Annotated in this window: 23 protein-coding genes, 1 pseudogene and 1 other annotated feature; of the genes and pseudogenes, 15 read left to right on the top strand and 9 right to left on the bottom strand. The window is 33.6% G+C overall.

Going from position 1 to position 25,990, the window contains the following annotated elements; genetic code table 11:
- Positions 1-229: 229 nt before the first annotated feature.
- Positions 230-379, bottom strand: coding sequence for an isochorismatase (locus tag GMD78_RS13055; protein WP_155669257.1), 150 nt, complete (start codon positions 377-379; stop codon positions 230-232).
- 276 nt (positions 380-655) lie between these two features.
- Here GMD78_RS13055 and GMD78_RS13050 point away from each other — a divergent pair, with 276 nt between their 5' ends.
- From GMD78_RS13050 to GMD78_RS13040, 3 genes are all read left to right on the top strand, one after another.
- The gene (locus tag GMD78_RS13050) at positions 656-2,587 is read left to right on the top strand and encodes an AbiA family abortive infection protein (RefSeq protein WP_155669256.1); all 1,932 of its coding nucleotides are present in this window, start codon (positions 656-658) and stop codon (positions 2,585-2,587) included.
- 707 nt (positions 2,588-3,294) lie between these two features.
- The gene (locus tag GMD78_RS13045; protein ID WP_155669255.1) at positions 3,295-3,621 is read left to right on the top strand and encodes a hypothetical protein; all 327 of its coding nucleotides are present in this window, start codon (positions 3,295-3,297) and stop codon (positions 3,619-3,621) included.
- 564 nt (positions 3,622-4,185) lie between these two features.
- Positions 4,186-4,497, top strand: coding sequence for a hypothetical protein (locus GMD78_RS13040; protein ID WP_155669254.1), 312 nt, complete (start codon positions 4,186-4,188; stop codon positions 4,495-4,497).
- A 346-nt stretch (positions 4,498-4,843) separates the two neighbouring features.
- On the opposite strand, the gene GMD78_RS13035 is transcribed toward GMD78_RS13040, so the two are convergent.
- Both GMD78_RS13035 and GMD78_RS13030 read right to left on the bottom strand, forming a co-directional pair.
- Positions 4,844-5,899, bottom strand: coding sequence for a hypothetical protein (locus GMD78_RS13035; protein WP_155669253.1), 1,056 nt, complete (start codon positions 5,897-5,899; stop codon positions 4,844-4,846).
- 366 nt (positions 5,900-6,265) lie between these two features.
- Positions 6,266-7,561, bottom strand: coding sequence for an AlbA family DNA-binding domain-containing protein (locus GMD78_RS13030; RefSeq protein ID WP_155669252.1), 1,296 nt, complete (start codon positions 7,559-7,561; stop codon positions 6,266-6,268).
- An 80-nt stretch (positions 7,562-7,641) separates the two neighbouring features.
- Between GMD78_RS13030 and GMD78_RS13025 the strand changes: the two genes are divergently transcribed.
- Together GMD78_RS13025 and GMD78_RS21615 are read left to right on the top strand one after the other, a co-directional pair.
- On the top strand, positions 7,642-8,433 hold the full coding sequence (locus GMD78_RS13025; RefSeq protein WP_196493813.1) for a hypothetical protein: 792 nt from the start codon (positions 7,642-7,644) through the stop codon (positions 8,431-8,433).
- A gap of 210 nt (positions 8,434-8,643) precedes the next feature.
- A complete protein-coding gene (locus GMD78_RS21615) occupies positions 8,644-9,831 on the top strand; it encodes a YecA family protein (protein ID WP_246187659.1) in 1,188 nt (395 codons plus the stop codon).
- A gap of 90 nt (positions 9,832-9,921) precedes the next feature.
- Here the strand turns inward: GMD78_RS21615 and GMD78_RS13015 are convergent, their stop codons facing one another.
- The 4 genes and pseudogenes from GMD78_RS13015 to GMD78_RS13005 all read right to left on the bottom strand — a co-directional run bounded on the left by GMD78_RS13015 (position 9,922) and on the right by GMD78_RS13005 (position 11,373).
- Positions 9,922-10,542, bottom strand: coding sequence for a tyrosine-type recombinase/integrase (locus GMD78_RS13015; protein ID WP_196493812.1), 621 nt, complete (start codon positions 10,540-10,542; stop codon positions 9,922-9,924).
- Positions 10,543-10,590: 48 nt separating this feature from the next.
- Positions 10,591-10,725 (bottom strand): annotated as a pseudogene (locus GMD78_RS21980) (hypothetical protein); the annotation flags it as partial.
- Positions 10,726-10,736: 11 nt separating this feature from the next.
- Entirely contained in the window at positions 10,737-10,877 is a 141-nt protein-coding gene (locus GMD78_RS13010; RefSeq protein WP_155669249.1) for an isochorismatase family protein, read from the bottom strand.
- 142 nt (positions 10,878-11,019) lie between these two features.
- Positions 11,020-11,373 carry a winged helix-turn-helix transcriptional regulator gene (locus GMD78_RS13005; protein WP_155669248.1) on the bottom strand — a complete coding sequence of 118 codons (354 nt, stop codon included), beginning with the start codon at positions 11,371-11,373 and terminating at the stop codon, positions 11,020-11,022.
- A gap of 159 nt (positions 11,374-11,532) precedes the next feature.
- On the opposite strand from GMD78_RS13005, the gene GMD78_RS13000 reads away from it, so the two are divergent.
- The 4 genes from GMD78_RS13000 (at position 11,533) to GMD78_RS12985 (ending at position 17,867) form a co-directional block, all read left to right on the top strand.
- On the top strand, positions 11,533-12,591 hold the full coding sequence (locus GMD78_RS13000) for an LLM class flavin-dependent oxidoreductase (protein WP_155669247.1): 1,059 nt from the start codon (positions 11,533-11,535) through the stop codon (positions 12,589-12,591).
- A gap of 12 nt (positions 12,592-12,603) precedes the next feature.
- A complete protein-coding gene (locus tag GMD78_RS12995) occupies positions 12,604-13,170 on the top strand; it encodes an NADPH-dependent FMN reductase (protein ID WP_155669246.1) in 567 nt (188 codons plus the stop codon).
- Positions 13,171-13,313: 143 nt separating this feature from the next.
- Positions 13,314-13,565 (top strand) — a binding site (T-box leader).
- A 48-nt stretch (positions 13,566-13,613) separates the two neighbouring features.
- Complete coding sequence (gene ileS, locus GMD78_RS12990) at positions 13,614-16,700, top strand: isoleucine--tRNA ligase (RefSeq protein WP_155669245.1); 3,087 nt, start codon at positions 13,614-13,616, stop codon at positions 16,698-16,700.
- A gap of 78 nt (positions 16,701-16,778) precedes the next feature.
- Positions 16,779-17,867, top strand: coding sequence for an NERD domain-containing protein (locus tag GMD78_RS12985; protein WP_155669244.1), 1,089 nt, complete (start codon positions 16,779-16,781; stop codon positions 17,865-17,867).
- A gap of 60 nt (positions 17,868-17,927) precedes the next feature.
- Here GMD78_RS12985 and GMD78_RS12980 read toward each other — a convergent pair whose 3' ends face one another.
- On the bottom strand, positions 17,928-18,140 hold the full coding sequence (locus tag GMD78_RS12980) for a hypothetical protein (protein ID WP_155669243.1): 213 nt from the start codon (positions 18,138-18,140) through the stop codon (positions 17,928-17,930).
- A 203-nt stretch (positions 18,141-18,343) separates the two neighbouring features.
- On the opposite strand from GMD78_RS12980, the gene GMD78_RS12975 reads away from it, so the two are divergent.
- From GMD78_RS12975 to GMD78_RS12965, 3 genes are all read left to right on the top strand, one after another.
- Complete coding sequence (locus GMD78_RS12975; protein WP_155669242.1) at positions 18,344-18,649, top strand: phasin family protein; 306 nt, start codon at positions 18,344-18,346, stop codon at positions 18,647-18,649.
- A 59-nt stretch (positions 18,650-18,708) separates the two neighbouring features.
- Positions 18,709-20,388 (top strand): ABC1 kinase family protein, encoded by a 1,680-nt coding sequence (locus tag GMD78_RS12970; RefSeq protein ID WP_343042313.1) that lies wholly within the window; start codon positions 18,709-18,711, stop codon positions 20,386-20,388.
- Between the two features lie 145 nt (positions 20,389-20,533).
- Positions 20,534-21,163 (top strand): nitrite reductase, encoded by a 630-nt coding sequence (locus GMD78_RS12965; RefSeq protein WP_343042304.1) that lies wholly within the window; start codon positions 20,534-20,536, stop codon positions 21,161-21,163.
- Positions 21,164-21,299: 136 nt separating this feature from the next.
- Here GMD78_RS12965 and GMD78_RS21610 read toward each other — a convergent pair whose 3' ends face one another.
- Positions 21,300-21,677: a cupredoxin domain-containing protein gene (locus GMD78_RS21610; protein ID WP_343042303.1), complete on the bottom strand. Its 378-nt coding sequence runs from the start codon at positions 21,675-21,677 to the stop codon at positions 21,300-21,302.
- Positions 21,678-21,922: 245 nt separating this feature from the next.
- On the opposite strand from GMD78_RS21610, the gene GMD78_RS12955 reads away from it, so the two are divergent.
- From GMD78_RS12955 to GMD78_RS12945, 3 genes are all read left to right on the top strand, one after another.
- Positions 21,923-23,107 carry a D-alanyl-D-alanine carboxypeptidase family protein gene (locus GMD78_RS12955; RefSeq protein WP_343042302.1) on the top strand — a complete coding sequence of 395 codons (1,185 nt, stop codon included), beginning with the start codon at positions 21,923-21,925 and terminating at the stop codon, positions 23,105-23,107.
- Positions 23,108-23,231: 124 nt separating this feature from the next.
- A complete protein-coding gene (locus GMD78_RS12950) occupies positions 23,232-23,534 on the top strand; it encodes a metal-sensing transcriptional repressor (protein ID WP_155669240.1) in 303 nt (100 codons plus the stop codon).
- A 13-nt stretch (positions 23,535-23,547) separates the two neighbouring features.
- Entirely contained in the window at positions 23,548-25,932 is a 2,385-nt protein-coding gene (locus tag GMD78_RS12945) for a heavy metal translocating P-type ATPase (protein WP_155669239.1), read from the top strand.
- Positions 25,933-25,990: the final 58 nt, after the last annotated feature.

Below are 25,990 nucleotides of genomic sequence, written 5' to 3'. Positions count from 1 at the left end.
TTGTACTTGAGCAAAAGAAGATTAAGAACAAGGCCAATCCAAAAATTACTTGTTTGTAAGTCTTTGGGATTAGCCTTTTGTCAGAATTCATTATGCGACATCAATTTCAACAAATATAAAAACATAACTAGTACAATATCCAATCTTTTAACTCTTGATCCTATCAACACTATTTTTTTCAAAAAAATTCGTTTCCATTATCCTTTACTATACGTCCATTACTTCGTGGTCAATTAATAAATTCAATATCTTTACTTGGGGAAACATTAGCAAAAAAACGCAATACGCGATTATGATGGTTAATTATTTGTTGTGCTGTTATTTCACGTGAATGAAATGTGCTATGTGCATCAGAAACTAAAGTAATCTTATACTCCATACTGAATGCTCTTCTGCCAGTGCAACGCTCTCCCAGCTGAGCTAATGCCCCGTAATGTACAATAGTTTAAGACGTATTGACCATCTTACATTAAATTTTCTTACTTAATTGTAATATGGTCAATAAATATAGTCAACATAACTTTTTTAGAGCCCTCATTTTTAAAGAATAAGTGAAAATAGTAGATTGTTATTCGTATTTCTTATAATTATCCTATTATTTCCATTTTAAATACAGTATTATATTATTAAAGTGGAATAACTTGGGGGGATATTTATGAAAACAAACAAAGCTTCATTAGGATATTTCATAGATTATAATACTTGGAAGGATAGTTATAATTTACAAGAAGAAACAATAAAGTTGAGCAAGAAAAACCCCCATTTTGTAACGTTTAATATAAACTACTTTAATAATATAAAAAAATCATTAAGAAGACTTGTATCCTTAAATTGTTATTTTAATAGTAGGATAAGTAATAATATTTTTTATGATTTAAATAAAGAATATTTTATTAAGAAATATGCTATACCTAAGAATGTATATAGTATTCGAAACTTTTCCTTTATTTCTTATGGGTTAAATATGATACATAATTCTATTGGTTTGTATCTACTAAAGATTTCTGATGATTTCATTTTTAACTACTATAAAAAGATTGAAACCATTAATACATTTTATGGAGGGAATATTAGGTATCAAAATAACAGTATAAAATTTACCCAGAATAATATTTATTACAAAAATGAGTATAAAAAATTTAGAAATAACCTTACAACCCATACCAAAGATAAAAACGATTCAATTGTCATTAGATTAGACATCCAGAATTATTTTGATAACCTTCCAGTAGAAAAGTTACTCAAATTCTTGCAAGATACTATTAAACCCAATGACAAGTTGGAGCATAACTTTGATGAAAATACGATAAAAGAAATAGAAACCTTTTATAAGTTCTTGATGGATAATAAAAAGGGAATACCACAAATAGACAATAGTATAATATCTTCATTTATTGGTTATTTATATCTTTGTTTTTTAGATTTGAGAATAGATAGTCTAATGAAATCTCTCGAGTATGAAGAGTATAGTATAATTAGATATTTAGATGATATTTATATTCCTTTTAAGCCTAATAACAATTCTGATAATAGCCAACCTATAAAAGAAGCTGTTGAAATTTTAGCTAAAATAAAGGATATTGCTTTCTATGATTTTCAACTTAACATTAACAATAAGACAAAAATATATAATTTAGGAAGTCCAAACGAGAAAGAAGAATTTTTTAAGGACAGTAAGAATGAATCTGTAATTGAATTTCTAGATGTTCCGATTGATACAGGTGATAATACCCAAGAGGAAGAAAGTCATGAAGTAATAATTGAAAAAATAATAGATGAATTAGAACGAATTAAGAATGGTGGGGTTAATTTAGAAAGAAATAATAGTGAGATTAACCAATACATTCTTCACAAGATTTTTGATAAGGATATCTCAAATCTATTGAATAAGGGAGAAAATAAGACAAAACTTGAATCAATATTTGAGGATTTTAACTTTGATTTGTTAAGTGTAAGTCCTTTGGTATTAACCATTTTAGTGATGAAAAGTGACAAAACAAAAGAGAAATACATTAATTATTTGCTATCAAAGGATGTTTCCACATCTAATGCAAGACTTCTCGTAATTGAAGCGTTACGTCAATTTAATTTTAATCATGAAAAGCTATTTCAAAAGCTATACGAAGATAAACACTTTAACGAAGTCCTAGAGCTTTATAAGATAACTGAATTTGATTACAAAAATCCTGGATATTTTGATTTAAGCATGGAATATATTTATTACTTACTGAATAATAACCCTTTAATTATAAAGCAGATGGAGCTTAGGGTGTTAAATGAAATGAGAGGAGATTATTCAGTTGCCCTAAACCATCTTGTAAATGAATTCCAATCAATTTGTTATTCGCTGGATACAATAAAATCTCAGAACTACAATGCTAATTCTATTGAAGTATTTTTAAAAAAACAAAGTATAGAACATTTTATTTGTATTAAATTAAGAAATATGTTTGATAGAAGAAATAATAATTTAGTATCCCATTCTGGAGATGAGAATGTTCAAGGCTCTGCAGTGACTAAACGTGAGTATGATTATTACAAGAGTGCTGTATCATTGTGTTTAAAACAACTTGAAACAGCTAACTAGGAAGGTAAGGGTTACAAGGTACCTCAGTTTAGTATTAATATAAGAATAAATTTTCCCTAAAAAGACTACATAACAGAAAGTAATGTAGTCTTTTTACTTTTTAATAGTTAATAAGAAGTAAATTAACCTAACTAGGGGATGGTTTAAAGGAATTTTTACTTTTACTCAGATTGTGCTCCGTGTAAGCACTTATAATCATAAATCCGTAAGCGGAATTCTACGATACGAATTAATCAAATGTCATTTTCTTGAAAATTTGCACACAAATTACAATTCTAAATAGAGTATATAACAAAGCCATATTTTCTTCTCAATAATGATTTAGCTAAAACAATGTATTATATTTACCTTAATGCATTTTATTTATGAAGGTCGAATTTTTAACTCCTAATCTTTTGTTAGGTTTTTTTTATGTTATTACATCACTTAAACGTAAAAAAAGTGGGATAAATATTGAATGATAATGTTACTAAGCACTAAGTATGTGTTAAACATAGTTCTTCTATACATTCATTCCTAGCAGTATAGGATTATCTAAGGAACATCTAAGTCGATAGTTAAACAACAGTAGAATGTAATTTCTTACGAGTTAAAGAAAAAATATATTTTTAGGGAGAAATGCTAATATGAATTCAACAATCAATGTAGTAGACGTGCCCTGTGGATATGGAAAAACATCTTGGGCAATACAATAATGAGTGAGTGAAATGGATAGAGACACACATCAATTCATATATGTGACACCCTTCTTGGAAGAAGTAAAGAGGGTTAAGCACTCCGTTACATCTAGAGAATCCTTTGAGCCCTTAGCAAGGAATGGAGAAACCAAATTAGACGACGTCCATAAGTTATTAGGGGAAGGAAAAGATATTTGCACAACTCATGCATTGTTTCAAATGGCAACTGCTGAAACCCTGGAGTTGATAAGGGTGAATAATTATACTCTAATATTTGATGAAGTATTAAATATTATTGTACAAGTTCCATTAAGAAAAAGTGATTTAACTCTTCTGCTAGAAGCGGAAGCTATTTAAATAGATGAAAAAGAAACTGGTTTAAAATATATAAAATGGAACGAGTCAAAAAAAGATTATGGATAAAGCAAAAGGCTTTAACTAACAATTTCATGTACTGTGATAATTCAGCACTCATTTGGAATTTCCCGTGTGAGGTTTTTTCATCATTTCAAAATACCTTTATATTGACGTATCTATTCAAGGGGCAAATACAAAAAGCTTACTATGACTTGCACGGAATTAAATATAGGTATCTATCTGTTATTAGTGAAAATAAGAGATTTTACCTAATTCCATATAAGGATAGGAAACCTTATAACAAAGAAAAGGTTAAAGAAAATAGATATTTATGGTGGAAGTCTGAATAAAATAGGTGATAATACTTTTGCATTGTCTAAAAGTTGGTTTGATAAAACTAAGAATAAGGATTTAATAATAAAGCTTAGAAATAATGCTAGAAATCACTTAGGTAACATTTGTGGTGAGAAAGTTAACAATGTTATGTGGACTACTGTGAAAGGTGATAAAGAAAAAATATAGAAAAAAGTGTCTCCAAAGGGTTTTGTGGGAGGATTTGTTCCCATGACTTCACGTGCAACAAATGATTATAGTCATAGGGAGTGTCTAGCATATTTAGTAAATAGGTTTCTTAATCCTATCGAAAAGAAATTCTTCGAACAGTATGGGGATGAAATCGATCAAGATACATGGGCTCTGTCAGAGTTAATTCAATGGGTATGGAGAAGTAGAATACGAAATGAATTATCTATTAGAATCTATATACCAAGCAGTAGGATGAGAGGTTTATTGAATCAATACTTAAATAGTGATGTATTTGAAGAGGCTCCAAAAGAAGCAATCATTACGGAACCACCTAGCGACTGGCATTTGTGATTCTAGGAAAAACAGTTGCCTAAGAGGGTGTTGAAAACCCAATAAAATCAAGGTGTTTTTGAAAAATCTCTTAAGAGAAGAGTGATTTAAATCAATAATTATGAAATAAAAATAGACGAGTTGAAAGCTTGCTTTCAACTCGTAGACAAGGACAAAGCGAAGCGTGTCCGCGGCAGTAAGTACTGAACTAAGAACCCTTTTTATTATTCTCTATAATCAAAGATTTTAATAGTTTATAATCTATTATTACAATACAAGGGGAATCTGGTTGGGATTGCTTTAAATTTAGTTAACGAATTAAAGAATTAGAGCAAGTTTGAGCTAGCCAGGACTTAACTCAATAATGTTATAATTCTATGACAAACTCATTTTTATTAAATATAGATTTATTTCCTTCCACGAGAAAGTCATTTACTAATTCGAATTTTTTTGAGTCGAGGTTATATTTGTTCTCTACCACTATTTTAATTCGATATTTCCCGTCATATAAAGGTGAGCTAATATAATTTATTAGTTCGAATCTTTTTCTTAAAACAGTTTGTTGTTTTCTGAAATCAAAGGATGCTATTGCCTCTTTGTCTTCATTACTACTCAATAGATGCTTTGATGATGTCTCAAGTACACTATAAGAGCTTTCATAGAAGTCCTTTCTAGGGATTGTAATATCATTAATTAGAACCCCATTATCACCTTTTAATTCGAAAAGGTAAATTTTTATATTTTCTATTTCAAAATTTGTAAATTCTATATCAATAGGTAGGCTACTTTCATCTTGAAAATTAACCTCTATTGTTTGTCCATAATTAGAAGATAGAACGGTTGAACTAAATGCCAGTATAATTAATAAAAATAAGATATAAAACCAAGAACTAAGCTGTTTCATTCTTAATTTTACAAAGCTGTATAATTTCTTAGAAAATGCAATGAAATTTCTTCTGGTATCTCTAATAATTAAAAGAATAATAATTGCTATAACAAAAGTGACATAAACACCTTTTAAGAATACATTAGAATTAAAAAGGGTTGTTTCCAAGATAATCACAAAAACAATTGAAAGAATGATTAAAGTAAGGTTAACTTTCAACATGACAAATATATCGTTAAAATTGTTGTTTGCTACTTTTTTTGCTTCTAAAAATAAAGATTCATCGTCAAACTGCTTTAAGGTCTTTAATTCAGAGTAAACATACTTTACTCCACTTACTAAGATTGATACAAACACACAAACAAAGACTAACGCAATAAAGTGTTCTGAACTATAAATACTATTAAGATATAACTTTTGCGAAAAAATGGTTAATAAAAGGTCTAAAGCCTTTAAAAGGACGTACCATATAACACCTAGAATTGTTAGAGTTACTCCTAACCTTGAAACTCTATCTATTTGTTTTGAATCCTTCACATGTTAGCCTCTTTTCTATTTATATTATGTTGCGTTTGGAATTACTAACCAACAATAGCTCCTGTAATATCACCTAAAAGAAACGCTATAGCTACTTTACCACTAAAATTATGACATCTGGTACAATATTACTATTTTTATCGTTAATCTATTTAACTTTAAATAGAATAATTGTTTTATTTAGTGTGTGTTCAGCTCGTTGAAAAACACTATAGGTTTTCTAGGATAATGTATTAATAACTTTTGGGGAGTTGCTGGGAAGCTTAAGTATGTAAACTATCCCTCCTCTAGACAGCAGTACACACTGTTATGTGGTCTATCCAGAAAGAAGGTTTCTTTTTTAAAATACTTTGCTGTTTATTACTTCTAGTAACCTTTTATTTCTTCGATAAAATTAAAGTAAAAGTGATAAGAGTCCTTATTTATTTTAATTTCTTTGGTGGATTCGTTAATTATCCTACATAAGAGTGATTTATCTAAACCTATAAGATGATAAAGAAACTCTTCAGGAGCATCAATGTGATTTTCATCGTGAACCATTTCAAGAATTTTGTAGAATTGAGTACTTAACTGTTCTCTGTATTCTTCAAATTTTTCGTCGGATAGGTCTTCGAGTAACTTAAATAAAATTCTTTCTCCTCTAGGTTCAAAGGTACCTTTTAATGAAATTTCTTCTCTTTTTGGTCTGTCCCTCCTAATAAATCTGGTAAAAATAATAGTTTCTTTTGCTAGGGTCTTAAAGTAATCCGAGAAAAAATCTTTTTCATTAATATTTAAAAGATAATCTTTATTATCTACCTTATCTACAATGGAGAAATTAACCAATGGGTTTTGCCAAATAGGATATCTTAAATAAATAGTTGGTCTAAAGAAAAAATCATTTGGTAAATCAAACATTAACGTTATACGTAAAAGTTGTTCTAAAGTTGGAAATGATTTTCCTTCAAAATGGTCATCTATTTTCGTCTCCTCAATACCCACTATCCTCGCAAATTCAAGTTTATTATACTTAGAGGGAATGAAGTTAAATATTTCATTTAGCTTCATAGAATATGTATTCGAGTTAAACGAAAAATTGTCCCTAAAATAGTCAACTAAAATCTTATGCATACCAACATAATGCCTTTGGTTCCGCTTAATAACTTGTAAATCATGTTCTTTAAATCTATAACTTCCTTTTAAGTTAATCTTACTTTTTATTGTTTCAAGGTCTTCACTGTTAGCTTCTACACTTCTAGTATTTCTCCTTACATATATTGCATTTTCTCTTACTATTATCCCCTTATTCCCATTTAAAGATTTAGGTGACACTCGAATTTTCTCTGATTTTGGAATAGATAATATGCCCAGTTTCATCTCGTTATCATCAATGTTATGATTAAAATATAATAACTTAATATCAATAGCATAACCCAATATAGATTCTATTTTACCTCCTAAATTAGCTTCATCTAACTCTTCTTCCACTCCTGTTAGATTGCCATTGTTATCGACGCCTAATAATAAATACCCACCCTTTGAATTAGAGAAAGCCAGAATATCTTTTATCAATTCATTAAATTTTTCTTTTGGCTTTATTGACATCTCTTTTTTAAAATCCCAACAGTTATCTTCTCGTCCACTCTGTACTAGTTCCAAGAACTTTGCTTTGCTAACTTCCATATCTCTATACCCCCTTAATTGGTAATTATTAGATTTTAGTATGCTATAATAGCTACACCATATTATGAAGAAGGTGTAACGTGTTGGAAACGAGTTATGAATCTTTGAAAACTAATCTAATAAAACACGATTTAACAAAATCTGTACAACAGTTAATGTTATTATACCTTGAAGATAGTGAATCTTTCATTAGAAACATACTCCTCAGTGAAGTATTATTTGAACCGATTACCTTAGGAGTTAAGGAAAAAGATATTCAGTTTATGAATAGGGTGTTTATTACTGCATTTAAGGTTATAGAAGAAAATAGCATGGAAGAGAAATATAATAATTTCGTTAAAGAATCTACAAGTTTGATAAATTCGATTAATATTATCTATCAAGCTATAAAAGAAAATAACGAATTACTATTAAAAAACGAATTTTTGGAAATTCCATTTAAAAAGCAAGTCCAGATGTATTGTACATTTATAGAGAGTCAAGCTATGTATGCACACAGAAATCTTAAAGACAAAATGAATCAAAAAAAATACCTTACAGGCTTAGAAGAGGTAGTAACGGAGGATGGTAAAAAACACTCAGTTAGTGATAATCTTGAAGCGATTATTGATTTATTTGATACTTTAATTAGATTGCTTCATTATAATTCAAAAGGGAAAATTGATGGGCAATTACACAATACATACTCTGATGTATCACCTTATCTTATTCCGAGTTTAGAAATGATTATGCATTTAACCTCTCATAAGCAAACGCTCGATATTTTGTGGGAAAAGATAAAGTATAGGGATTGGAATTTTTTACGTTATAAATCCCAAGGTGGTAACGTTTTTTACTATGTACCAAGAAATGATTACAATTTTAAACTTTAAAAAGCTGCCATTCTAAGGTACAGGTATAAGGAATTTTTAGATTTTATAACTAATCTCGATTTTAAAATTGCCAACACAGCTGTAGAAGAGGTTCAAAATAACATCAAGTTCTCGGTCAATAAACCTGAAGAAGTATTTAGCGTGGACTCTAAGTTACTTAATTTATGTTATCAAATCTTTAAACCAAGGATAAACTCGTCTATTGAGAAAATGAAAGATAAATTAGGAGATAGATTTCTAACAATAAGAATTGGTCACTCCAAGACTATTTCTCTATCCAACTTGTATAATTGTTTTAGTTATCTATTATCCATAGGGTTTGCCTATAGCAATAACTCTTCTCGTTATTTTAACGACTCTGATTTTTCTTTCTTAACTCCTGTTTTTGATATTAATTACTTTGTTGAGGGGTTTATTAAAAATTATGATATTGAAATAGAAAAGGCAAATGAGTTAATTGAGTTATTTATATTTAAGCCTAAGTTTATGAAGAAAAGCTTAGACATTTTCTCCCAACCGCTTATTTACGTTGGTGATAATCAGGTTGTGTTTTGTCCTCATCTAATAGAACAAATGAATTTAGAAAGAATAGTAGAAAAACATTTAAACGCTTTTAAGATACAACTTTCATCTAAAGGAACTAATTTAGAGAATAAATTAATTTCAATTATGAATTTTGCTCCATTTTTTAAGGTTAATAACACAAAGGTTAAGTTTATAGCTTACGACCAAAAACAAGTAGAATATGACATGATAGGTGTTATGGGTGACAAAATATTGTTAATTGAAATGAAATGTCTAACTCGTCCCTATTCAGAATATGAAATCCATGAAAAAGAAAGAGAAATCTTAAATGGGGTTGAACAAGTCAATAGAAGAGAAAAAATACTAATTAATCAACCCGAAAAGGTACAAAAATACATGGATATTAAATTACCTACAAGCTCACCTACCAAAGATGATATTATAAAGATAGTCTGTACTGATATTTTCGACTTCACTGGAAGAACTGAAGGGGATGTTTATATAACTGATACGTCAGTTTTTATGAGATTTTTCCTAGACCCTAATTTTGAGCAAATTGAAGTTCATGGTGAGGAACATACCGTAATCAACGTTGAAAGTTTATATAATGAAAAGCCTAGTTCTATGGAACTTATAGAATATTTAAAATTACCTTTTGCAGTTAAACCTTATTTTTCTAACTTAGTTGAAGAACCACAACAACTCCTGATGTTAAGTGAACATTCTAACAGGATTGCATTCAAGGATTATATAATACGTAAAAATCCTTTTGAAAAATCTAGTAGAATAAAACCTTCTACTAAGAAGATTGGTCGAAATGATATGTGTCCTTGTGATAGCGGGAAGAAATATAAAAGGTGTTGTGGTAGGTAACTGACTTCCTTTAATAATAAGGAAGTCAGTTTTTTAGGTTTTTCCACCGCAATAACTACTACAACCCTACTTTTTCGATAAAAGGTATATCTAAACTAACCCTCTTAGTGGGTCATGTTCATCCAATACTTTTTTCAACTCATACTGAAAATAGCCAATATATTGCCTAGTAACATCAATCTTTGAATGTCTCGCTAATAACTGTATTTCTCTTAGATTAGCTTTATTCATCAATATGCGTTTAATAAACACATTTCTCATAGCATGGGGAGAAAAGTCTCCTTCAATCCCTAAATCCCGCTTTAATCGCTTAATAAATAACTGTACACCATTCTTAGTAAGCCTTTGTCCCATACGATTAACAAATACAGCAGTAGGCTTTTCATTATATTTGTTATCGACATATTCTTTCCAAGAACTTAACTCTTTAGCTAGTGTTTCTGAAAGAGGAACTGACCCTTGCTTTCGGCTCTTACTTTTCCTGATTGTTACAGTGAAATCTATATCATTCCAATCTAGACTAACTAACTCATTTATCCTTAATCCAGTACCAATAAGAGTCATCATAATAGTGTAGTTTCGAATAAAATAAAAACTATCTTCACGACGTTTCTTTCTTCTTAAATGTCTAAGTGCCAGTTGAATGTCTTCCTCACGTACAAGTTTATTACCTTTACAAATATCCTTGTCAATTATCTCTTCCTCAAGCATCCACCTAGTCCATGCTCGTAACAACTTTATTTTAGAGTTAATGGTCTTGGGTTTATTCCCTTTTTCCATAAATTCTCGTAAGAACGACTTTATCACTTGAGTAGATAAATCTTGTGTATGCTCAATTCCTTGTTCTTTAACCCAGTCACCAAATACATTAAATAGATTCTCATAGGATTTTATGCTATTTTCCGTTAAGCTACTGGTGTCTGACTAGAACGTGCTTGAGCTATTAAATCTTTTAGATTTTGCAGCAATCTTTCTCCATTGTGTACTGCATTTTCTTCTTGAAACATGTCATTTTGAACATCAATAACTAAAAGCGCTTTCTTCATTATTCTCCCCCTTTTTTCTGAAACGTACGTTCCTATATGACTAGTATACACTATTTATATCGAGTGTTGTAAAAAACTGAAGATTTATGAAAAAAGTGTTTTTTTAGTGTTATTGTTATTATCCTCTTATTCTAGGCAAATATTAAAGAGTGTTCTCTTTGTTTTTCAATTTTTCCATTTTGTGTAATGTATGTTTTGTTCCCCACTCATGCATCATTTCTAAGATGGGTTGCAGGCTACGACCATATTCTGTAATGGAGTATTCTACCTTTGGGGGAACTTGAGGATATACTACTCGTTCAATAATATCCTCGCTTTCTAATTCTCGTAATTGTTTGGTTAGCATTTTCTGGGTAATTCCGGGCATACTCCTTTTTAATTCACTAAATCGCTGCGTGCCCTCCTTTAATAAATGAAGTAAAATAATTGGTTTCCATTTGCCTACTAATATTCCTAAGGCATCCTCTACACGGCATAATTCCGGCTCTATTTTCATTGTATTCCCTCCTATAGTATCTTTTTGTATACTATGGTTCATAAAAGTGCGTACTTATGTGATTTATTATTATGTTCTATAATAGCATTACACATGAAAAAGTAAATAATAATGATATAAATTAATAGTTATATTTTAGAAAGAAGGGTGTAAATCGTTATGGAAAAATACCGTATTGATCCGAGTAAAGGTCTTGAATTTGGACTTTATACATTAGGAGATCATATACCTGACCCAAATACAGGGGAGCGTATTTCTGCGCAGCAGCGTTTAAAGGAAATTATTGAGTTAGCTCAGTTAGCAGAGCAAGCAGGAATTGATTTTTTTAGTGTTGGAGAAAGCCACCAGGATTATTTTACAACTCAGGCACATAGTGTCGTACTAGCAGCAATTGCACAGGCGACTGAAAAAATAAAAGTTTCCAGTTCATCAACCATTATAAGCACTTCAGATCCTGTTCGTGTTTATGAAGATTTTGCTACGATTGACTTAATATCTAACGGACGAGCGGAAATAGTTGCAGGACGTGCATCTAGAATAGGGTTGTTTGATTTACTAGGCTATGATGTTCACGATTACGAAGAATTATTCGAAGAAAAGTTTGACTTGCTCTTAAAAATAAACGAAGAAGAAGTTATTAATTGGAGTGGACAATATCGAGCTCCATTAAATAATGCCAAAGTTCTACCACGCCCGAAAAATGGTTCATTACCTATCTGGCGTGCAGTTGGAGGGACACCTGCTTCTGCGATCAAAGCGGGGTATGCTGGTGTTCCAATGTATCTAGCTCACTTAGGTGGACCAGTTTCGGTGTTTAAACGTTCCATTGATGCGTACCGAGAAGCCTTAAGACAGCGTGGGTTTGATCCAGCGGAATTCCCTGTTTCGACAGCAGGTTTTTTCTATGCTGCAGAAACGACTCAACAGGCACAGCGCGAAACATATCCTTATATTAACGAAGGAATGAAGCTTACAAACGGACGTGGGTTTCCAAAGCAGCATTTTGCACAAGGAGCAGACCCTCGTGATGTAATGAATATAGGTAGTCCACAGCAGATTATTGAAAAAATACTTTATCAACATGAACAGTTTGGGCACCAGCGTTATATTGCCCAAATGGATTTTGGTGGTGTTTCGTTTGACAAATTAAAGAAGAATATTGAATTAATTGGAACAGAAATTCTGCCAGCAATAAAAAAACATACAGCCATAGACTAGGGGGGAGAATAGATGAAGATTGTTGGATTGTCCGGATCAAAGGTCGGATCTAAAACAAGAACTGCGATGAACTATACAGTTAATTCAATCAAGGAGAACTATCCGGATGTTGATGTTACCTTAATTGATTTAGCTGAATATGATGTCCAATTTAGTGATGGACGTAATTATTTGGAATATGACGGGGATACGGGATATGTAGCACAAACTATTATGGATGCGGATGCGATTATAATAGGAACCCCTATTTTTCAAGCATCAATCCCTGCTACTTTAAAAAATATATTTGATTTACTTCCAGAAAAAGCATTTCAAGATAAAGTAGTTAGTATGCTTGTTACTGCAGGATCACCAAAGCATTTTTTAATCGTAGAACAGCAGTTGAAACCCATTTTATCTTATATGAAAGCACAAATTGTTCAAACGTATGTGTTTATTGAGGAAAAGGACTTTTATCGAAAAGAGATTACGAATGAAGATGTGATCTTCCGTATCGATCGATTAGTAGAAGATACCGTTGTATTAACAGAAACGTACGGAAAAATTCGCCAAGCAAAAGACGAAGAGTACGGATTTTAATTATCGACAAAATCCGACAAGTGACAGGCACCTGCAGTAATCAACAATAATCGACAATAATCGACAAGTGACAGGCACCGCAATTAAATTCACCTTGACATATTTCGGTTCATACTATATTCTAATTCTTAATATTAATCGGTTAAAATTCGTTGACGAGAACGAGTATGCAGGAGTCCTGATCCACAGAGAGTTGGCATTTGGTGGAAGCCAATGATCAGTTCGTGCAGAAAATCCTCTCCGAGAAGGAAAACTGAAAACTTATTTAAGTTTTCCCGGGTATCCGCCGTTAAAAGGATCGCGTATGCTTGTACGTTGGTTGAGTGCTAGAAGTCGTAATGTAAAAACGACTTCCTAGAATCAGGGTGGTAACACGGGTAGAACTCGTCCCTATTATAGGGGCGGGTTTTTTGTATGTTAAGAGAAAAAAGGAGGAAAGAAGTATGAAAAGAGTAGAAGGTAATGAGTCAGCACTGCAGCGAGAGAACCGCATAAAAGGAATTTGGGAACAGGAAGGTACCTTTAAGGCATCGATTGAAAATCGAGAAGGAAGTGAGACATTTGTATTTTATGAAGGTCCACCAACTGCAAATGGACTTCCACATGCAGGACATGTTTTAGGAAGAGTCATCAAAGATTTTATCGGGCGTTATAAAACAATGCAAGGTTATCAGGTTGTCAGAAAAGCAGGGTGGGATACACATGGTCTGCCAGTAGAACTAGGTGTTGAGAAGAAAATAGGCATCTCTGGGAAACAACAAATTGAAGCATACGGTGTAGAAAAATTTATTGAAGAGTGCAAGAATAGTGTGTTTAATTATGAACGGGAATGGCGTATTTTTACCGAGGCAATTGGATATTGGGTAGATATGGATGATCCTTATGTGACGCTTCGTAATGAATACATCGAAAGTGTTTGGTATATCCTCTCAACTATTCATGAAAAAGGTTTATTAGACCGTGGACATCGGGTAACGCCATACTGCCCAAGCTGCCAAACATCGCTTAGTTCGCATGAAGTAGCGCAAGGATATAAAGACGTAAAAGATTTGTCTGTTACGACTAAATTCAAAGTAGATGGTTCCAATAATGAGTACTTTTTAGGGTGGACGACAACGCCCTGGACCTTGCCAGCTAATGTCGCACTGGCTGTTCATAAGGATTTGGAATATGTCAAAGTCAAAAGCCAGGGAGAAGTATATATTTTAGCGAAAAAATTGGTCGATAAGGTAATGACAGAGCCATATGACGTATTAAGTACTCATCATGGAGATGAGTTTGTTGGTCTATCTTATCAACCACCTTTTGATTTTCTTAAGTTAGAAAAAGGTCATCAAGTAATTGCTGCTGATTTTGTAACCGATACAAGTGGTACGGGGATTGTTCATTTAGCACCAGCACATGGAGAAGATGATTATCATGCGATCAAAGCTAGTGGTTTAGATTTTGTGAATGTAGTCGATCAAACTGGTCGTTACACAGAACAGGTAGGACCACTGGAGGGGGAATTTGCCAAAGAATCGGATGTTCGTATTATAAAAATGTTAGCCGATCATAATCTATTATTTGCCAAAGAAAAATATGAACATAGTTATCCCCATTGTTGGCGCTGTGATTCTCCACTTATCTATTATGCAATGGAAGGTTGGTTTATTAAAACCACAGAAATTAAAGATAAAATAATAGAAAATAATGAGACAGTTCATTGGCATCCGGAGCATATGAAGCATGGTCGATTTGGAAACTTCCTTGAAAATATGGTTGATTGGAATATTGGGCGTAATCGTTATTGGGGTACACCACTAAATGTGTGGGTTTGTAAGAGTTGCAACCATCAATATTCTCCCAAAAGTATCCAGGACTTGAAATCTCATGCTAAACATGCAGTTGCAGATGATTTGGAGCTGCATAAGCCATATGTAGACAACGTTGTACTTGAATGTCCTGCCTGTCAAGGAGAGATGAATCGAACAAAAGAAGTAATCGATGTTTGGTTTGATAGTGGCTCTATGCCATTTGCTCAGTACCATTACCCATTTGAAAATCAAGATGTATTTGAAAAACAATTTCCTGCAGACGTGGTTGTTGAGGGAGTGGATCAAACAAGAGGTTGGTTCTATAGCTTACTAACAGTCTCTTCTTTATTTACTGGTAAACCTTCTTATAAACGAGTATTGTCATTAGGACATATTCTTGATGAAGAGGGACGGAAAATGTCGAAGAGTAAGGGAAATGTTATTAATCCGATGGATCTCGTTAAGGAATATGGAGCTGATGCACTAAGGTGGTCGTTACTTGTAGATAGTGCACCATGGAATAATAAACGATTTTCTGCCAAGATCGTGAGTCAGGCTAAATCTAAACTAGTGGACACATTAACAAATATCCATTCCTTTTTTACGATGTATGCGGAAATTGACAATTTTGATCCTTTTATGGACGGAAACGGTGAAAAGACTTTACTCGACAGATGGGTTTTATCCCGCCTCCATACCGTAACGATGAATGTAACGAAACACTTAGATGATTATGCATTTAACCCGGCAGCCAGGGAGTTAGCTAGCTACGTAGAAGAAGTAAGTAATTGGTATATCAGAAGGTCACGAGATCGTTTTTGGAGCGAGGAAAAGAATGAAACCAAATTAGGAGCGTATCAAACATTATACGAGGTACTAACCACATTAAGTAAGCTACTTGCCCCATTTACACCATTCATTGCAGAAGATATTTATCGAAACCTAACGGGAAAAAGTGTACATTTGGCTGATTATCCGAAAGTAGATGAGAAACAAATCGATGAACAGCTTGAATTAGATATGGATGGCGTACTGCAAGTAGTGGAGCTTGCTAGGCATACACGTAATGCAGCAAATATCAAAACGAAACAACCCTTGTCGGAGTTAACGATAGTTGGGGAACGAGCAAAATCATTAGCGAAATATAGCTATATCGTTGAAGATGAAATCAATGTAAAGCAAGTTCAGTTTCAGGTCGAGAATGATCATGCGGTGCAATATGAACTTCAATTGAATTTTCCAACTGCTGGGCCGAAACTAGGAAAACAAGTTTCTGTTGCTCAAGAGGCGTTAAAAAAGTTATCTGCTGAAGGAGCTTTAAAGGTAGTTAACGAAGGCAATTTTGAATTTGAGACTGATTCTGGTGAATTGATTAGCGTCGGCTTGGAGGATCTACAAGTCAAGCGGACAACAACACCGGGCCTAGAGATGTCAGGAAATGAATCCTTTACGGTGCTATTAAACACAAGGGTCACAGAAGCATTGCGTAGTGAAGGATTAGCTAGAGAGCTCGTTCGGGCAGTCCAGGTTTATCGGAAAGAACTCAATTTACCTGTTGAGCAGCGTGTGACTGTCACATTTGACGTAAGTAACTTTATGAGGCAAGTGATTAAACAACACCAAGAAATGATCGAAAGCAATCTATTAGTTAAACAAATTAATTTTGCTCAAAAAGAATCAATGAAATACGTTGAAATCGAAGGAGAAAAAATAGGGATAAACATCGAAACATGAACATTCGACAAATTTCGACGAGTGACAGGCACTTGTCATGATATAATAAGGTATCATTGTTAAGAGAGTGTGTGTTGTATGGCTGTTTTTGTGGGGAGAGAGAAATTGGTACAGGGGTTTTGGGAGGCGGAGTTAGAGGTTGGTGATGTACTCTGCAGGATTCTGCCAGATGATACGTATATCATTGCCCAACCAAATATTGGGGAGAAGCTTCCCGATTTCTTAGTTATTTCTCCAACGTATGGTTTTCGTATTATCGAAGTAAAGAACTTGACTATTTCTTCTATAGAAGACGTGTTTTCAAACGGTCTCCTTCAAACAAAGTATGGAAACAAAAATCCGTTTGCTCAAGTAAAGTCGTATGCTGTAGCTTGGAAAAACTACCTGTTGTCTAATCACAGAAATATGGGATTAGATGATCCGTTTAGAAATATTGGCTATGTAGTGATTCATAAAGGTTTTTCAAAATTAGAGTTTGAATATAAATTCGGACGTCAAATTCATACATGGGCTACAGGTGATGCCGATAACTATTATAAGTATCATTTCTGTTTTGATGAATTGGACAGTAGCTTTAATGAATTGTTAGCTGAGGCAACTAGATTTAGAAGCTATTCCAATTCATTAAAAAATTATCAAATTAAAGAGATAGTTGAGCATTTAAAGATATCACCTAGTAAACAAACTGATGATCCCGCACTATATAACGAGCAGAACAAAATAACGGATAAGGGAGCGGAACATCAGCCAAAAAAATCCTCACGTAAAAAATGGCTTGTTAATTTAATTCTAATAGCCCTAATCATTATCAGTATTTTTTCAGTCATAAAATTTTCAGGGTATATTCATGTTGGATCAAAAAGTAGCTCAACGGGATCTATTAGCAGCCTTATAGAGAATGAAGAACAAACAGAGGCAATCATTGAAATAACGGCAACGGTTGAGCGATTCTTCTATGATTCAGATAATGATACGAAGTTTATCACTCTAACGGATCATACCGGAAATATGGAAGCAGTTATTTTTAGTGATGTTGACGTACCAATTATCGAAGAAGGGGAAACTTATATCTTTAAAGGGTATATTCAACCATCTGAAGATGAGGAGAAAATGGAATTGAATGTAACGGATGTCGATGAACCTAATCAAAAAAACTCTGATGACTAATTTGCATCAGAGTTTTTTTCGGCCTTATACTGATAAGAATAATTAAGAATTGGCAAAAGCCTAGGAATTATTAAATGTTTGTGATATCTCTTTTTCTGCAATTACTTCATTAGCAGCTTCTAACTTTTTATGTTCTTTTACCGAATCTCCGGTTATCTTATTCATAGAATCAAATGGATAGTTTTCTTTTATTCCACTATGCATGCTGATATTTCCTTGTCGATTGGCTTGAGTAGGCATATCAAATGTTTCTTTTTTGTCTTGTTTCTTCATTTTCTTCTCACCTCTAATATAGCTTTTGTTTTCAACTGGTTTTTATGCCAAAAAATAATGAATGAACATCATCATATTCGGAATACAATAAGTCTAAGTGCTATAATAGTAGTGAAGGATAATATAATAATTAGTTACAAAAGGTTTAATTCTAGTAACACTTTTTAATAATCGAAACTCGAACAAAAAAGGAGAGGATTATAATGAAAAGTACGTTTAAAAAAGGATTGGCTTTAGGACTTGGTTTAGCTCTAACAACGAAAGAGCAAGCAGAAAAAATTGTAGATGAGTTAGTTGAAAAAGGGGAATTAAGTAAGCAGGAATCCAAGGAATTTTTTAATGAATTACTTCAAAAAGGGAAAGAAAAACAAGAAGAACTTGATGATAAAATGAATGAAAAACTAAATCAACTATTAAGTGAACTCGATTTAGCTAAGAAAGAAGAGCTTCAAGAATTAAAAGAACGTATTACGGAATTAGAGAAGAAGCTAGCTCAAAGTGAGAAGTAATACGTGAAGATAACTAAGCGATTTAATTGAAATACAGCTTATGAAGGGGGGGATTACTGATCTTCGAAAAACAAATTCGTCACATACAACGATATCGCGATATTGTAATTGCATTTTCCAGGTATGGCTTTGGATTCCTCGCAATGGAATTGGGTCTACATGACCTTTTGTCATTACCCAAACGCATGTTCATGAAAAGCTCGAAACAAAACCGTACCAAAACAACTGGAGAACGGGTTCGTTTATTTATGGAAGAGCTAGGTCCTACCTTTGTAAAGCTCGGCCAATTTGCTAGCACGAGGTCGGATATTCTACCTAGTGATATTATTATAGAGTTGGAAAAACTTCAAGATCATGTCCCGCCTTTTCCAACGAGAGATGTAAGAAATATTATAGAGGATGAACTTGGAGAACCAATTGATAATGCTTTTTCTGAGTTTCAGGAATCTCCCCTTGCAGCTGCTTCGATTGGACAAGTTCATCGAGCTGTCTTAACGTCAGGGGAAGCCGTAGCAATCAAAATTCAACGACCCAATATTAAAGATAAAATTAGAACAGATTTGGAAATACTTAAGGATATTGCAATATTGGCGGAAAAGCGGCTAGAATGGGCTGCGAGATATCATGTAAAGGATATCATTGATGAGTTTGCTAAATCATTGTTAGCAGAATTAGATTATCGAAATGAAGGACGAAATGCAGAAAGAATTAGTAAACAATTTAATGGAAAAAAGAAGATTTATGTGCCTAAAGTGTATTGGGGCCAAACAACGGAAAAAGTGTTAACCATGGAGTTTGTAGAAGGTATCAAATTACATGATAAAAATGAGCTAATGAATAAAGGTTATAATCCAAGTATATTAGCTGAGCGTGTCGTAAAAGCAATGTTTCATCAAATATTTATAGAGGGATTTTTCCATGGCGATCCCCATCCAGGAAATATCTTAGCATTACCAGAGGAGAAAGTTGTTTTTGTAGATTTTGGATTGGTTGGAAGAGTTACTTCTGAAATGAAAGGTCATCTCTCTATGTTTGTTATTGCTTTAATGCGTCAAAATACAGATGGCATGATTAAAGCAATCAATCGCATGGGGATGATTCCAGATGATGTAGACATGCAAGAATTAAGAAGTGATGTTGAGCTACTTAGAGAGAAGTATTATGATGTACCATTAAGTCAGGTTAGCCTTGGCGAATCAGTAAATGATCTATTTTCAGTTGCTTATCGTCATCATATTCGAATTCCTGCTGATTTAACCTTGCTCGGAAAAACACTTCTAACCATTGAAGGAATCGTTGAGAAATTAGATCCTGAGCTAAGTATTATAAAACTAGCTGAGCCATTTGGAAGAGAATTACTAAAAGAACGATTTCATCCGAAGAACGTAGCTGATAAAGCTTTTAAAGATCTATCTGAATATGGAGAAATGCTTTCAGAATTACCGAAGAATATTCAAGATCTGAAATCTGTCATCAAAAAAGGAAAAGTTAGATTGGAAATTTCCATGCCAAAATTAGACGAATCCTTAAGAAAGCTTGATCGAATTAGTAATCGTCTCTCTTTTAGTATTGTATTACTTTCCTTTAGTATCATCATGACAGGATTAATTATAGGATCAGCATTAGTTAGTCAATCGACACCACTGTGGGATATTCCAGTTATTGAACTAGGTTTTATCGTAGCGATCTTAATGTTTCTATGGATTTTATTTGCGATATTCCGATCGGGATGGTTTTAGTAACGGATTCAAGAAAAATTATACGTCCATGAATAAAGCCATCAACATTAGGTGGCTTTATTTATTTTTTTAAAATACATTGAATACTATACTGGGGTATACTATAATATGGTATAAATACATCTTTAAAGGGGAAGAAAACAACGTGCAAACGAAAAAGTATATTCCGTTGGCTGTCAATGGAGGTATTGGTTATGGTGCAAAGTTAAAACCAAAGCAATTGGCTGTTTTAGGGCAATATTTAGAAGAAGAATCAGAAATAGAGTTGACAACATTACAGCAGCTGATTGTTCAAATACCTGAAGAAGAATTAGATGAGGTAAAACGTCGGTTTGATGAAGTTGGACTCTCTTATTATAAGGTTGGAAAGTTTGTAAAAAACATTCGAACGTGTAACTTCTGCAAGGGAGAAGAGGAAGAGGGAATGCCTGTTGCTAAGGAGTTGAACAGGAGAATTGCTGGGCAAGAAGTGCCATTTACATTGCGTCCAGCTTATACAGGCTGTCCGATAGGATGTGGCGAACCTTTAATTAATGATATCGGTATAATGAAGGATCAAGATACCTACGAATTGTATATTGGTGGTCTGTCTAAAGGAAGAGATGCAAGGCCTGGAAAATTGGTAAGAGCAAACCTTGAACCAGAAGAATTATATGATTTAGTAGATAGAATTTTAGATATTTATCGAGAAAATGGAAAGAAAAGAGAGAAGTTCTATCGATTTGTTGACCGATTTGGCTTTGAAAAAATTATTGAAGAACTTGAGGCTGTATAATATAAGAAGAAAAAAACGCTTGATACAACTTGTATTCAAGCTTTTTTTCATGGAAGCGAAAGCATAAACTTTCCTATCCTGCATAAGTGAAACGAAGGCATTCACCATAAGAGTTTGGCGAATGCCAAGTTAAGAACTATTTTACTATTAATTTGGCTGTCATTTCACTGTGTCCCTGACCACAAGGGATACTGCAATATATGGTATATTCTCCTGGTTCATCTGGTGTAAATGTAGCCTCACCTTCTCCTTCAATGTTTACATCAAATTCATCAATGGAAATACCGTGCATTCCTTCTTCATTCGTTAATGTTATTTTAACTTCTTCACCAGCATTTACGGTGTATTCTGCTTGGTCAAATTCGAAATTTGTTGCTGTTAGATCAACTAGTTGGTTAGTGCTAGAAGACTCGTTTGATGTATTACTTGCCTCTTGATCTACATCATTACCACCACAAGCTGCAAGGATTAATATGAAACTAAATAAGATTGTCACTAATAAACCTTTTTTCACTATAATTACCTCCTATATGGTTATTACTTACACTTTCAATAGTAATTCGTAAATATCGAGTTTCTGTGCAGATAAAAAGGAGAAAATATGAATGTTTAAAGATCTAAAAAATGTTACGTGCAACTAACAATATTATTTCAAGTTTACAACTTTCATATTTTCTGCAAAATTATACTTTACAATTAACAAGACAACCTTTGTCAGATGACAATTTGTAAGAAGATATTACACAAGTAGGTGATCATGTGAAGAAAGAGATATTCTTATTTATTATTATTTTCATCATGGCTACAACCATTCCATTTGAAAAGAGTGCACACCTCAATTCAAATCCTCCCAGTTTGGTTAGTGAATCCGCAATTGTAATTGATGCAAAAACTGGTGAAATTATTTATGAGAAAAATATAGATAGCAACATGTATCCAGCTAGTATCACTAAAATTGCAACAGCAATTTATGCGATAGAAAATGGAAATTTAGATGAAGTTGTAACAATAAGTGAAAATGCAAGAAATACAGGCGGATCCAGTGTCTACCTTGAAGAAGGAGAACAAGTACCCCTTAAAAAACTCATTCAAGGACTGTTAATCAACTCGGGAAATGATGCAGGTGTGGCAATTGCAGAGCATCTTAGTGGAAATATAGAACAATTCTCTTCTGATATAAATCAGTACTTAGAAGAAAAAGTGGGAACTAAGCATACTAATTTTGAAAATCCACATGGTTTGTATGACCCAAACCATCTCACAACAGCAGAAGATTTAGCAACGATCACTCAATATGCTATGGAAAATGAAGTGTTTAGAGAAATCAATGCTACCATCGAGTTGGATTGGGAGGGGGAAACGTGGGATACAACTCTAATTAATCATCATAAGCTAATGCGTGAAATACCATATGAGGGTATTACGGGTGGAAAGACTGGTTTTACTGGGCAATCCGGTTTTACATTAGCAACAACAGCGGAAAGAGAAAATTTAAGTGTAATTGTTATTACGCTAAAGAGTTATTCACAGGAGGCTTCATACACGGACACTATGAATCTATTAGACTATGCTTTTGAAAATTTCCAAACTACTAGTATATCTAAAGGGACAACTTTTTCTACAGGAGATGTTGATTATGAGGTAACGAAGGATATCTTTTATACCCACAAAACTGATGTTGAAGTGGAAGAAAAAATAAATGAAGAAGGTATCTTAAACGTACTAAACAAAAATGATGATACATTGATTGCTACTTTTCAGCTAGATCAAGTGGATTCAGAAGCTAATGATCGGAGTTTAGCGAATAAGGAAACGGAACATGTAGAATTGGCCGAAAAGAAAATGACTTTATTTGAGAGTTATATTATTGAAATTACTTTTGTCTCCATTTTTATATTAGTTTTAATGGGTATTATAAATCGTAAGCGCTGGAAGTTATTTTAAGCAACGTTAATCCATACTCCCCATCTGCTTTAATTACCTAACTTATAAATTAATGAGTTTTATCGGTTGACAGTTATACGTTAGGGGGGTATAGTATAAATATAAAGTAAAGGAAGTGATTAATTTGGATAAATTCCTTCATGATCACCCATCAACACCTAGAACAAAGGATGAAAAACAAGCGGTTATCAATCGATTAAAGCGAATAGAAGGTCAAGTTCGCGGGATTCAAAAAATGGTTGAAGAAGACCGTTATTGTGTAGACATTTTAGTGCAGATAAGTGCAATAAGTGCGGCACTAAAGAAAGTAGGGTTCTCTGTAACAGAGCGTCATATTAAGCATTGTGTTAGTGATGCAATAAAGTCGGGTGAAGGTAATGAAACCATAGAAGAACTAATGGAAGTTATGAAGCAATTCTCCAAGTGAGGGGGGTATTAAAATGAGTGAATCAAAACATGTTACTGTTGGTGTAACAGGAATGACTTGTGCTGCTTGTTCCAATCGAATTGAAAAAGTATTGAACAAAATGAATGGTGTAGAGGCACAAGTAAATTTGACTACAGAAAAGGCTAGTGTAGACTATGACCCAACTTCGACCAACATAGATGATATTACAGCAAAAATACAAAAATTAGGATATGGTGTACAAACAGAGAAGGTTGAGTTTGATGTTACTGGAATGACTTGTGCTGCTTGTTCGAACCGAATTGAAAAAGTATTAAATAAACAAGAAGGCGTAAAGCAAGCACATGTAAATTTGGCTACAGAAAGTGCTACGATTGAATATAATCCCGGTTTAGTTGAAGAGTTAGATTTGATTGGTAAAATTCAAAAGCTAGGCTACGATGCTAAACGGAAGGCAGAAGAAAAAGAAAAACAATCACAAAAAGAGAAACAACTGAAGCAAATGAAAATGAAGTTGCTTGTTTCTGCAGTACTTTCTGCTCCATTACTAGTAACGATGCTCGTTCATTTGTTTGGTGTTGACGTTCCACATATTTTTATGAATCCGTGGTTCCAGCTAGTGTTGGCAACACCTGTTCAATTTATTATTGGCTGGCAGTTTTACGTAGGTGCATATAAAAACTTACGTAATGGTGCAGCCAATATGGATGTATTAGTTGCATTAGGGACTAGTGCCGCTTACTTCTATAGTTTGTATGAAGGGCTGAAAACAATCGGAAACCCACATTATATGCCGCATCTTTATTTTGAAACAAGTGCCATTATCATTACGCTTATTTTATTCGGTAAATACTTGGAGACAAGTGCAAAAAGTAAAACGACTTTAGCTATTTCTAAATTGCTTAACTTACAAGCTAAACAAGCGCGCGTAATTCGAAATGGTGAAGAGGTTATGGTCCCAGTTGAAGAAGTAACAGTTGGAGAGCGAATGGTTGTAAAACCGGGTGAAAAAATACCGGTTGATGGTATCGTTGTAAAAGGTAGAACATCAGTAGATGAATCTATGATCACCGGTGAGTCGATTCCAATTGAGAAGGATGCAGAGTCTACTGTAATAGGCTCTACGTTAAATAAAAATGGTACGATTGAGATGGAAGCAACAAAAGTCGGTAAAGATACAGCATTAGCATCCATTATTAAAGTAGTGGAGGATGCACAAGGATCCAAAGCACCAATCCAACGACTAGCAGATGTTATTTCAGGATATTTTGTTCCAATAGTTGTAGTAATTGCTGTATTAACATTTATTGTTTGGGTAGCTTTTGTTACTCCTGGAAACGTGGAGCCAGCACTAATTGCTGCAATTGCGGTTTTAGTAATAGCTTGTCCATGTGCATTGGGATTAGCAACCCCTACTTCTATTGTGGTAGGAACTGGGAAGGCTGCAGAGAATGGTATTCTGTTTAAGGGTGGAGAGCATTTAGAGCGCACTCACCAACTCGATGCGATTATTTTAGATAAAACTGGAACCATTACTAAAGGAAAGCCAGAGGTAACGGATTTTACTGGTGATGATGAAACACTACAATTGTTAGCAAGTGCCGAAAAGGGATCTGAACACCCACTTGCAGAAGCAATTGTAGCGTATGCGACGGAGAAAGAAATCAGTTTATTAGAAACGGATGAATTTTCTGCTATACCAGGTCACGGTATTCAAGCTACGATTTCTGGAGAACAAATTCTGGTCGGTACTAGAAAGTTAATGAATGACCATAATATTGATGTGAACCATGTAGAAGATGAGCTACTTGATTATGAAACAAATGGTAAAACAGCGATGTTAATTGCAGTTAATAGTGAGTATCGTGGTATTGTTGCCGTCGCAGACACAATCAAAGAAACTGCAGTAGAAGCAATAAGCCAGCTGAAAGATCTAGGGTTAGACGTTATTATGCTCACAGGGGATAATCAACGAACTGCCCAAGCAATTGCAAAACAAGTAGGAATTGATCAAGTTATTGCGCAAGTGTTACCGGAAGAAAAAGCTAACAAGGTAAAAGAAGTACAGTTACAAGGGAAGAAGGTTGCGATGGTTGGTGATGGTATTAACGATGCGCCAGCTCTTGCGATTGCAGATATTGGAATTGCTATCGGTACTGGAACAGAAGTTGCAATTGAAGCGGCTGATGTTACCTTACTTGGCGGAGAGCTGTTACTTATACCAAAAGCCATTAAATTAAGTAAAGCAACGATCAAAAACATTCGACAAAACCTGTTCTGGGCATTTGCGTATAACAGTGCGGGGATTCCGATTGCAGCATTAGGATTGCTTGCACCATGGATTGCTGGTGCTGCAATGGCATTTAGTTCTGTAAGTGTTGTTTCTAACTCCCTTCGTTTGAAGCGAGTTAAGATATAAAGGAATCTTACCTTATTGGGGACGGATTCTCCCCAATAAGGTAAGTCACCAAAAAAAT

The organism is Ornithinibacillus caprae (assembly GCF_009728145.1).
Taxonomy (GTDB): domain Bacteria; phylum Bacillota; class Bacilli; order Bacillales; family Amphibacillaceae; genus Ornithinibacillus; species Ornithinibacillus caprae.
Note: the sequence above shows the minus strand (reverse complement) of the source record. Positions and strands in the feature narration are given on the sequence as shown.

What these genes read in the sequence shown, in the direction of transcription:
- GMD78_RS13055 (WP_155669257.1), bottom strand. Translation starts at nt 379, where the DNA reads ATGGAGTATAAGATTACTTTAGTTTCTGATGCACATAGCACATTTCAT.
- GMD78_RS13050 (WP_155669256.1), top strand. Translation starts at nt 656, where the DNA reads ATGAAAACAAACAAAGCTTCATTAGGATATTTCATAGATTATAATACT.
- GMD78_RS13045 (WP_155669255.1), top strand. Translation starts at nt 3,295, where the DNA reads ATGGATAGAGACACACATCAATTCATATATGTGACACCCTTCTTGGAA.
- GMD78_RS13040 (WP_155669254.1), top strand. Translation starts at nt 4,186, where the DNA reads ATGACTTCACGTGCAACAAATGATTATAGTCATAGGGAGTGTCTAGCA.
- GMD78_RS13030 (WP_155669252.1), bottom strand. Translation starts at nt 7,561, where the DNA reads ATGGAAGTTAGCAAAGCAAAGTTCTTGGAACTAGTACAGAGTGGACGA.
- GMD78_RS21615 (WP_246187659.1), top strand. Translation starts at nt 8,644, where the DNA reads ATGAAAGATAAATTAGGAGATAGATTTCTAACAATAAGAATTGGTCAC.
- GMD78_RS13015 (WP_196493812.1), bottom strand. Translation starts at nt 10,542, where the DNA reads ATGCTTGAGGAAGAGATAATTGACAAGGATATTTGTAAAGGTAATAAA.
- GMD78_RS13010 (WP_155669249.1), bottom strand. Translation starts at nt 10,877, where the DNA reads ATGAAGAAAGCGCTTTTAGTTATTGATGTTCAAAATGACATGTTTCAA.
- GMD78_RS13005 (WP_155669248.1), bottom strand. Translation starts at nt 11,373, where the DNA reads ATGAAAATAGAGCCGGAATTATGCCGTGTAGAGGATGCCTTAGGAATA.
- GMD78_RS13000 (WP_155669247.1), top strand. Translation starts at nt 11,533, where the DNA reads ATGGAAAAATACCGTATTGATCCGAGTAAAGGTCTTGAATTTGGACTT.
- GMD78_RS12995 (WP_155669246.1), top strand. Translation starts at nt 12,604, where the DNA reads ATGAAGATTGTTGGATTGTCCGGATCAAAGGTCGGATCTAAAACAAGA.
- ileS (WP_155669245.1), top strand. Translation starts at nt 13,614, where the DNA reads ATGAAAAGAGTAGAAGGTAATGAGTCAGCACTGCAGCGAGAGAACCGC.
- GMD78_RS12985 (WP_155669244.1), top strand. Translation starts at nt 16,779, where the DNA reads ATGGCTGTTTTTGTGGGGAGAGAGAAATTGGTACAGGGGTTTTGGGAG.
- GMD78_RS12980 (WP_155669243.1), bottom strand. Translation starts at nt 18,140, where the DNA reads ATGAAGAAACAAGACAAAAAAGAAACATTTGATATGCCTACTCAAGCC.
- GMD78_RS12975 (WP_155669242.1), top strand. Translation starts at nt 18,344, where the DNA reads ATGAAAAGTACGTTTAAAAAAGGATTGGCTTTAGGACTTGGTTTAGCT.
- GMD78_RS12945 (WP_155669239.1), top strand. Translation starts at nt 23,548, where the DNA reads ATGAGTGAATCAAAACATGTTACTGTTGGTGTAACAGGAATGACTTGT.